The organism is Ralstonia sp. TCR112 (assembly GCF_007997035.1).
Lineage (GTDB): Bacteria > Pseudomonadota > Gammaproteobacteria > Burkholderiales > Burkholderiaceae > Ralstonia > Ralstonia edaphi.
The window spans coordinates 69,451-77,409 of record NZ_VOSS01000006.1 but is presented as its reverse complement, the minus strand read 5'-3'; the positions used below and the strand labels follow the sequence as shown (position 1 = coordinate 77,409).

Genomic DNA, 7,959 nt, shown 5'->3' with positions numbered 1-7,959 from the left:
GCCAAAGAAAGGTAAGCAAAGAAAGGCCGCGCCCGATGCGGCGACCCCTTCCTTGAATTTCCGTGACCGCGCGGGGAAGGAGGCAAACTCGCTGCGCTCAGACAGCCTCCTTCCTTTTTCCGCCCGCTCACAAAAATTCAAGCGCCGCATAGGGCAGGGTACGGCCACACCGTCCGTGCACCTGGGCTGGCGTCTTAGCCAGCCTCGGCAGGAGGAGCGGGTTGTTAGATGAAGCCGCCGTCGGTCATCAAGGTGCGGCCGGTGATCCAGCGGGCGTCGTCCGAGGCCAGGAAGGCGATGGCGTCGGCGATGTCTTCCGGTTCGGCCAGGCGGCCCATCGGGGTCGATTCGCGCATGCGCGCTTTCACTTCATCGGGAATCGGGGCGGTCATGTCGGTGCGCGTGAGGGCGGGGGCCACGGCGTTGACGGTGATGTTGCGCGGGCCCAGTTCTATGGCAAACGCGTGGGTGAGGGCGCTGACGGCGGCCTTGCTTGCCGCATACACTGCGAGCCCTGCGCGCGGCCGGTACACCAGGCTGGAAGACACGTTCACGATATGCCCGCCGCGCGCCGGCACATGCGGCAGCAGCGCTTGCGTGACGAGAATCGTCGAGAACGCATTGGTGCGGAACTGCGCGTCGAACGACGCAAGGTCGATGCTGCCGACCGGCTGGTTTTCCAGAATGCCGGCATTGTTGACGAGGATGTCGATGGCGCCGAAGGCCTCGCGCACGATGCTCACCATTGCGTCAACCGACACGGCATCGCTCACGTCGGCCTGCACGGCAATGGCTTGTGCGCCGGTGCTGCGGATGCTGTTGACCACGGCATCGGCTTCTGCGGCGTTGCTGCGATAGACCACGGCCACGCGCGCGCCGTCGGCGGCCAGTCGATGCGCCACGGCGGCGCCGATGCCGCGCGAGCCTCCGGTGACGATGGCGGTGCGGCCTGCCAGGCGTTGTGCAGTCGTGGACGGGGTGGCTTGAGTTTCAGACATGCTGTTCTCCTGAATGGGTGCGATGTTTCGGGAGAACAGGTTACGAACCCGCCGGCTTGTGCGCAGCCCGTTTGGCCGCGACGCGGCGTTCCAGCATTGGAACGACTGAAGTGCAATCAGCCCTGCTGGCGCTTGCGGTATTCCGCCACCTTGTGCCGGTTGCCGCAGAGGGCCATGCTGCACCAGCGGCGCTTGTGCGACTTCGTGCGGTCGTAAAACCACAGCGTGCATTCGGGGTGTTCGCACACGCGCACGAGCTGGAAATCGCCTTCGGCGAGCAGATGCGCGGCGGCTTCGGCCAGCGGCGCCAGACATTGCTCGACCGAATCGGTGGGCCGCAGGCGCTCGACGCGCGGGGTGCCGTTTTCCCAGATCAACACAGGATGGCTTGGCGCTTGCCGCAGGAACACGTTCAGCGCATCGGCGTTGGTCGCACGGCCCGACTTGCGTGCTTCAACCAAGGTGCGAATCACTTCGCGCAGGTGCCGCGCCACGGCCAGCAGCACGCCAGGCGGATAGCGGCCCGCCACGGGCTCGGCAAGCCAGCCGGCGCGTACCAGCCAGTCGGAGACATCGGCGTCGTTCTGCCAGAAATCGTGCGTCTGGCCGTTGATGTTGGCCACGGTGTTGAGCATGTCCAGCACCGGATCGTCGGCGATCAGCAGGGGAGCATCGGCGGCAGCAGCGGGTGCGGGCATGGCGATTTTCGAAAAGGCGGTAGGTTGAATTGTAACCAATTTAATAAACTATGCCAGTTACTTGTTGCGCGTGCGTTTCAACGGATCAATCCGCTGAAAAGCCCACCGCATTACCATGTGTCATCCAAGTAACTTGCCGGAGACGATCATGAGCGCATGGCCCGATGCACGCGTGCTGGAGTTGTTCAACATCGAAGTGCCCATCGTGTTGGGACCGATGGCGGGGGTGGCCGGCGTGGAGCTGGCGATTGCCGTGGCGCGGGGCGGGGGCCTCGGTTCGCTGCCGTGCGCGATGCTCAACGTCGAGCAGATCCGCCAGCAGGTCGAGCAGTTTCGGGCGGCCGTGCGCGGCCCCATCAACCTGAACTTCTTCTGCCACACGCCGCCGCAGCCGGACCCTGAGCGCGATGCCAAATGGCGTGCCCATCTGGCGCCGTACTACGCCGAATTCGGTATCGATTTGAATGCGCAAGCGCCGGCCGTCAACCGGGCGCCGTTCGACGAGGCGACCTGCGCGGTGGTGGAGGAGCTGAAGCCGGAGGTGGTGAGCTTCCACTTTGGCCTGCCGACACCGGAGTTGCAGGCCCGCGTGAAGGCTACAGGGGCGAAGATCATCTCCGCCGCCACCACGGTGGAAGAGGCGCGCTGGCTGGAAGCACGTGGCGTAGACGCCATCATTGCCATGGGCAACGAGGCGGGCGGCCATCGCGGCATGTTCCTCGCCAAGACGATCGAATCGCAGGTCGGCACGTTCGCGCTCGTACCGCAGGTGGCCGACGCGGTGAAAGTGCCCATCATTGCGGCCGGCGGCATCGGCGATGCGCGCGGCGTGGTGGCAGCGTTCGCGCTGGGGGCATCGGCGGTGCAGATCGGCACGGCGTACATGCTGTCGCCTGAGGCCAAGACCTCGGCCATTCATCGCGCGGCGCTCAAGCGGGCAACCGATGCCGACACCGCGCTCACCAATTTGTTTACCGGCCGACCGGCGCGCGGCATCGTCAACCGGCTGATGCGCGAGATCGGCCCGATGAGCCCGTTTGCCCCGGCCTTCCCCACAGCCGGCGGCGCGTTGGCGCCGTTGCGCGCCAAGACGGAGCCGACCGGCTCGGGCGATTTCATCAATCTGTGGTCGGGCCAGGCCGGCCGGCTCGCCACGGAAGACTCCGCTGAAGCCATCACGCGGCGCATTGCGGCACAGGCGCTTGAGCGACTCACCTGAGTTTTTCTGCTGCATCGTTTCTCGCGCGGGCACGCCAGACGGCGTGCCGCTTTGTTTCGCATCACAAATCAGCATGCGAGCAATGGGAAAATTTTATGTAACTTGAAAAAGTATGTTTACATGGTTACGATGGTTTCGTCGCTCTTCCTCGAAACCCATCCGGAGCCTTGCCATGAACGCCCCTGCCCGAACCGCTGATCTGGTTGTCGATGCGTATGCCCCCGCCGCTGTGCGTCATCGCACGGTGGATGTTGAAGGTGTACGCATGTTCTATCGCGAGGCCGGCCCCGCCGATGCGCCCACCGTGCTGTTGTTGCACGGCTTTCCGAGCGCATCGCATATGTTCCGCAACCTGATTCCGCAGTTGGCTGAGCGCTATCGCGTGGTGGCGCCGGACTTTCCCGGCTTTGGCCTGACGCAGGTGCCGAGCGGTTTCCGCTACACGTTCGACAACCTTGCGCATGTGGTCGATGGCTTTACGCAGGCGATCGGCCTGTCGCGGTACGCAATCTACGTGTTCGATTACGGCGCGCCGGTGGGCTGGCGCCTGGCGATGGCGCATCCGGAGCGCATCAGCGCCATCGTCACGCAAAACGGCAACGGCTATGAGGCGGGGCTGGGCGAAGGCCCGTGGGCGCCCATCAAGGCGTATTGGAACCACCCCGACGAAGCGCATCGCCGCGAGCTGCATGCGATCGTCTCCGACGAAATGACGCAGTGGCAATACTTGGACGGCGTGCCTGACCCGACGCGCGTCGCGCCGGATGGCTACCTGCTGGATCAATATTTTCTGAGCCGTTCGGGCCAGCTCGACATCCAGATGGATCTGTTCCTGGATTACGCGAGCAACGTGGCGCTGTATCCGGCGCTGCATGCGTATTTCCGCGCGCATCGTCCGCCGCTGCTGGCAGTGTGGGGCCGCAATGACACCATTTTCATTCCGCCCGGCGCGGAGGCCTTCAAGCGCGACCTGCCGGATGCTGAGATCCACTTTGTCGACAGCGGCCACTTTGCGCTGGAGACGCACCATGCGGAAATTGGTGCCCGCATGCTGGACTTCCTTGGCCGCGTGGTGAAGTAACGCGCGGCGTCAAGGCATCGGCTGCATGGTGGCTTCGGCGGCAAAGCGTTCGCGCAGGAACGCCACCAGGGCCTTCACTGAAGGCGGCACACCTGCGCGCGACGGATAGAGCGCGTGCAGGTCGGCCGGTTCAGGCGTCCAGCCGCGCAGCACCCTGCGCAGTTGGCCACCGCCAAGCGCCGCATGGCAGCAATGCTGCGGCAGGATGGTCAGGCCCAGGCCCGCGATGGCGGCTTCACGCAGGGCGATGATGTTGTCGCTGGCAAAGCGCGGGCGAATCGGCAGTGACAGCCGATGGCCGCGCGCATCCTGCAGCACCCAATCGCGGCTGCGGGTGAGCGAGCCCTGCCCCAGGCAGGGAAAATTTTCCAGCGCGGCGGGCGTGTCCGGCTCGCCCACACGCGCAATCAGTGCGGGGCTCGCCACCAGCACGCGCGGCGAGACCACCAGATGCCGCGCCACCACATCGCGCGAAGGCAGTGGCCCGGTGGCCGCGCGGATCGCCACGTCAATGCGTTGCTCGATCAGGTCGACGTATGTGTTGGACAAGTCCAGCTCGATGCGCAGCTTCGGATGTGCATCGGCAAATTCGGCCAGCCAACCCGCCAGCAGCGTTTCTGCCAGCAACGGCGAGGTGCCGACGCGCAGCACGCCGGCCGGTTCGCTGCGTGCCGCACCGGCCAGCGCTTCAATGGCCGCAGACGCATCGGCCATGTCGCGCGCATGCCGATACACCGCCTCGCCAACCGGCGTGACCGATACGCGATGGCTTGAGCGCTGCAGCAGCCGCGTGCCGAGCTGCGCCTCCAGTTCGGCAATGCGCCGGCTCAGGCGCGACTTGGGGATGCCCGTGGCGCGCTCGGCGGCGGAAAAGCCACCGGCTTCCACCACGCGCGTGAAGAGGTACAGGTCGTCGAAGCGCTTCATGTCGGGACGGGGTTGGGGTCGAACCGCATTGAAGCATAGGCGCTGGCAGGGCGCTCTCGCGGCCCATGGTTCGGCGCTGTACAGTGTCGCTGGGCGGGCTGCGCGGGTCAGCATCGGCGCAGGCCGGATCGGAGTCTGGCATCAATGCAAGGAGAAGGCATGGACAGGCAAGGCACGCAAACGCAGGGGATGTCCCGCGATCGGCTCGATCGCGTCGAGCGCTTCATCGATGACGCCTACATCGCGACCGGCAAGCTCCCCGGTACGCTCACCCAAGTATGGCGGCGCGGCGAGCTGGCGTTGAACTCCGTGCTGGGTTGGGCCGACCGCGAGCGCCAGGTGCCGCTGGCTGAAGATTCGATCTTCCGCATCTATTCGATGACCAAGCCGATCACGTCAGTGGCGTTCATGATGCTGGTGGAGGAATGCAAGGTTGCGCTGGACGATCCGGTCAGCAAATTCATCCCCGCGTGGGCGAACCTCGGCGTGCACGCCGGCGGCTTCATGGAAGGCTTCCAGTCGCGCCCGGTCAAGCGCCCAATGCGCATGGTCGACCTGCTGCGTCATACCTCCGGGCTGACTTACGGCTTCCACCAGAACACGAATGTCGACGCAGCGTACCGTCGGCTCAAGCTCGGCGACATCGCCAATGGCGGCACGCTCGACGAGATGATCCAAAAGCTGGCCGGCGTGCCGCTGGAGTTCTCGCCGGGCGAGGCGTGGAACTACTCTGTTTCCACCGATGTGCTCGGCTACCTTGTCGGCAAGATCAGTGGCATCCCGTTCGAGACCTTCCTGAAGGAGCGGATTTTCGATCCGCTGGGCATGGTCGATACGGCCTTCCATGTGCCGGAAGAAAAGGCGTCGCGCTTCTGCGCGTGCTATGCCGTGGGAGCGATGGGTTCGAAGGTGGTGTCCGATCGCGGGCCGGTCCTGCAGGACGATCCGCGCACCAGCCCTTACCTGAAGCCGCCCAGCTTCATTTCCGGTGGCGGTGGTTTGGTTTCCACGGCCGCCGACTACCTGCGTTTTTCGCGCATGCTGCTGCAGGGCGGAGAGCTGGACGGCGTGCGCCTGCTGGGGCCGAAAACGGTGGCGCTGATGACTGCCAACCATCTGCCGGGCGGGGCCGACATGTCGACCCTGTCGCCGCCTTCGATGTTCAGCGAGGCCGCGTACGACGGCGTCGGATTCGGCTTGGGCTTTGCAACCACGATCTCGCAGGCCGCTACGTTGATTCCCGGCAGCACGGGCGATTTCTTCTGGGGCGGCGCGGCTGGCACCTTCTTCTGGGTGGACCCGCAGGAGGATCTGATCGGCCTGTTCCTGACCCAGGTGCTGCCTTCGTCTGCCTACCCTGTGCGCCGGCAATTGCGCACGCTGGTCTACAGCGCGATCACCGATGTGGGCGGCGCGGCGCGTTGAGCGCGTGTTGACCGTCAAGGCGGCGGGGCATCGCGCGCCGCCGCCCGAACATCACATCGATCAGACGCGGATCAAACGTCGAACCGGACGCCCTGCGCCAGCGGCAGCGCGCCGCTGTAGTTGACGGTGTTGGTGGCGCGGCGCATGTAGCCCTTCCATGCGTCCGAGCCGGATTCCCGGCCACCGCCGGTTTCCTTCTCGCCGCCGAATGCGCCGCCGATCTCGGCGCCCGACGTGCCGATGTTGACGTTAGCGATGCCGCAGTCGCTGCCCGCCGACGACATGAAGCGCTCGGCATCGCTCAGGTTGGCCGTGAAGATCGCAGACGACAGGCCCTGCGGCACGCCGTTCTGGATCGCGATGGCCTGTTCGGTGTCGCCGTCGTACGTCACGACATAGAGGATCGGCGCGAAGGTTTCGCTTTCCATCACCTTGGTCGGCTTCGGCATCTTGACCAGCGCAGGACGGACGTACCAGGCGTCGGCGCCGAGGTCTTCGCGCACGCGCTCGCCGCCCAGCACTTCGCCGCCTTCGGCGCGGGCCTGCGCGAGTGCCTGCTGCATGCCGTCGAAGGCCGCCTGGTCGATCAACGGGCCCACCAGCGTGCCGTCAGCCAGCGGGTCGCCAATCGCGATGCTCTGGTAGATCTTTTCCAGGCGAGCGAGCAGCGTATCGGCCACCGAGCGGTGCACGATCAAACGGCGCAGCGACGTGCAGCGCTGGCCCGCCGTGCCGACGGCGGCAAAGGTGATGGCGCGCGCCGCCAGTTCCAGATCCGCCGACGGCGTGACGATCATCGCGTTGTTGCCGCCCAGCTCCAGGATCGAGCGGCCGAAGCGTTCCGCCACCTTCACGCCCACCTGGCGGCCCATGCGCGTCGAACCCGTGGCGCTGACCACCGGCACCAGGTGGCTGGCGACCAGCGCTTCGCCCACGTCGCGCCCGCCGATCAGCAGTTGGCTCAGTCCAGCAGGAATGGCGCCCGGCTTCTCTGCATTGAACGCGTCAACAACTTGCTGCATCAGGTGCTGGCATGCAATGGCGGTGAGCGGCGTTTTCTCCGACGGCTTCCACACGATGGCGTTGCCGCACACCAGGGCGAGCGCGGCGTTCCACGACCACACCGCCACCGGAAAGTTGAACGCCGAAATGATGCCCACCACGCCCATCGGATGCCACGTTTCCATCATCCGGTGCCCCGGGCGCTCGCTGGCGATGGTCAGGCCGTGCAGCTGCCGCGACAGGCCGACGGCGAAGTCGCAGATGTCGATCATCTCCTGCACTTCACCCAGCCCCTCGGAGGTGATCTTGCCGGCCTCCAGCGACACCAGTTCGCCCAGCGCCGCCTTGTGCGTGCGCAGCACCTCGCCCAGGCGGCGCACGAGTTCGCCGCGCACGGGTGCCGGCACGATGCGCCATGCCAGATACGCCTGATGCGCGCTCTGGATGGCAGCCTCGGCCTGGCCGGCGGTATGCGATTTCACGGTCGCCAATACCGTGCCATCGCGCGGGGCGCGGCTCGTCCAGTCCGTGCCTTCATAGGCCTTCAGGTCCAGGCCGAGGGCCTTCAGTACGGTCTGCAATCGTGTTCGGGAATCTGACATGGCGTGA

The 7,959-nt window shown here is 65.7% G+C and carries 7 protein-coding genes and 1 pseudogene; 4 read left to right on the top strand and 4 right to left on the bottom strand.

What is annotated here, in order from left to right; all coding sequences use genetic code 11:
• Positions 1 to 232 (top strand): annotated as a pseudogene (locus FUT88_RS26375) (hypothetical protein); the annotation flags it as partial.
• Here FUT88_RS26375 and FUT88_RS03010 read toward each other — a convergent pair.
• Both FUT88_RS03010 and FUT88_RS03005 read right to left on the bottom strand, forming a co-directional pair.
• A complete protein-coding gene (locus FUT88_RS03010; RefSeq protein ID WP_147213752.1) occupies positions 225 to 998 on the bottom strand; it encodes an SDR family NAD(P)-dependent oxidoreductase in 774 nt (257 codons plus the stop codon). The pseudogene FUT88_RS26375 and the gene FUT88_RS03010 sit on opposite strands and share 8 nt — an antisense overlap.
• 116 nt (positions 999 to 1,114) lie before the next feature.
• Positions 1,115 to 1,696 (bottom strand): CGNR zinc finger domain-containing protein, encoded by a 582-nt coding sequence (locus tag FUT88_RS03005; RefSeq protein WP_147213751.1) that lies wholly within the window; start codon positions 1,694 to 1,696, stop codon positions 1,115 to 1,117.
• Between the two features lie 148 nt (positions 1,697 to 1,844).
• Between FUT88_RS03005 and FUT88_RS03000 the strand changes: the two genes are divergently transcribed.
• Together FUT88_RS03000 and FUT88_RS02995 are read left to right on the top strand one after the other, a co-directional pair.
• Complete coding sequence (locus tag FUT88_RS03000; RefSeq protein WP_147213750.1) at positions 1,845 to 2,915, top strand: NAD(P)H-dependent flavin oxidoreductase; 1,071 nt, start codon at positions 1,845 to 1,847, stop codon at positions 2,913 to 2,915.
• A 172-nt stretch (positions 2,916 to 3,087) separates the two neighbouring features.
• Positions 3,088 to 3,996 carry an alpha/beta fold hydrolase gene (locus FUT88_RS02995; RefSeq protein ID WP_147213749.1) on the top strand — a complete coding sequence of 303 codons (909 nt, stop codon included), beginning with the start codon at positions 3,088 to 3,090 and terminating at the stop codon, positions 3,994 to 3,996.
• 9 nt (positions 3,997 to 4,005) lie between these two features.
• Here the strand turns inward: FUT88_RS02995 and FUT88_RS02990 are convergent, their stop codons facing one another.
• Positions 4,006 to 4,923: a LysR substrate-binding domain-containing protein gene (locus FUT88_RS02990; protein ID WP_147213748.1), complete on the bottom strand. Its 918-nt coding sequence runs from the start codon at positions 4,921 to 4,923 to the stop codon at positions 4,006 to 4,008.
• Between the two features lie 159 nt (positions 4,924 to 5,082).
• Between FUT88_RS02990 and FUT88_RS02985 the strand changes: the two genes are divergently transcribed.
• Positions 5,083 to 6,348: a serine hydrolase domain-containing protein gene (locus FUT88_RS02985; protein WP_147213747.1), complete on the top strand. Its 1,266-nt coding sequence runs from the start codon at positions 5,083 to 5,085 to the stop codon at positions 6,346 to 6,348.
• Between the two features lie 71 nt (positions 6,349 to 6,419).
• Here FUT88_RS02985 and FUT88_RS02980 read toward each other — a convergent pair whose 3' ends face one another.
• Positions 6,420 to 7,952 (bottom strand): aldehyde dehydrogenase family protein, encoded by a 1,533-nt coding sequence (locus FUT88_RS02980; RefSeq protein ID WP_147213746.1) that lies wholly within the window; start codon positions 7,950 to 7,952, stop codon positions 6,420 to 6,422.
• Between the last annotated feature and the right edge of the window lie 7 nt (positions 7,953 to 7,959).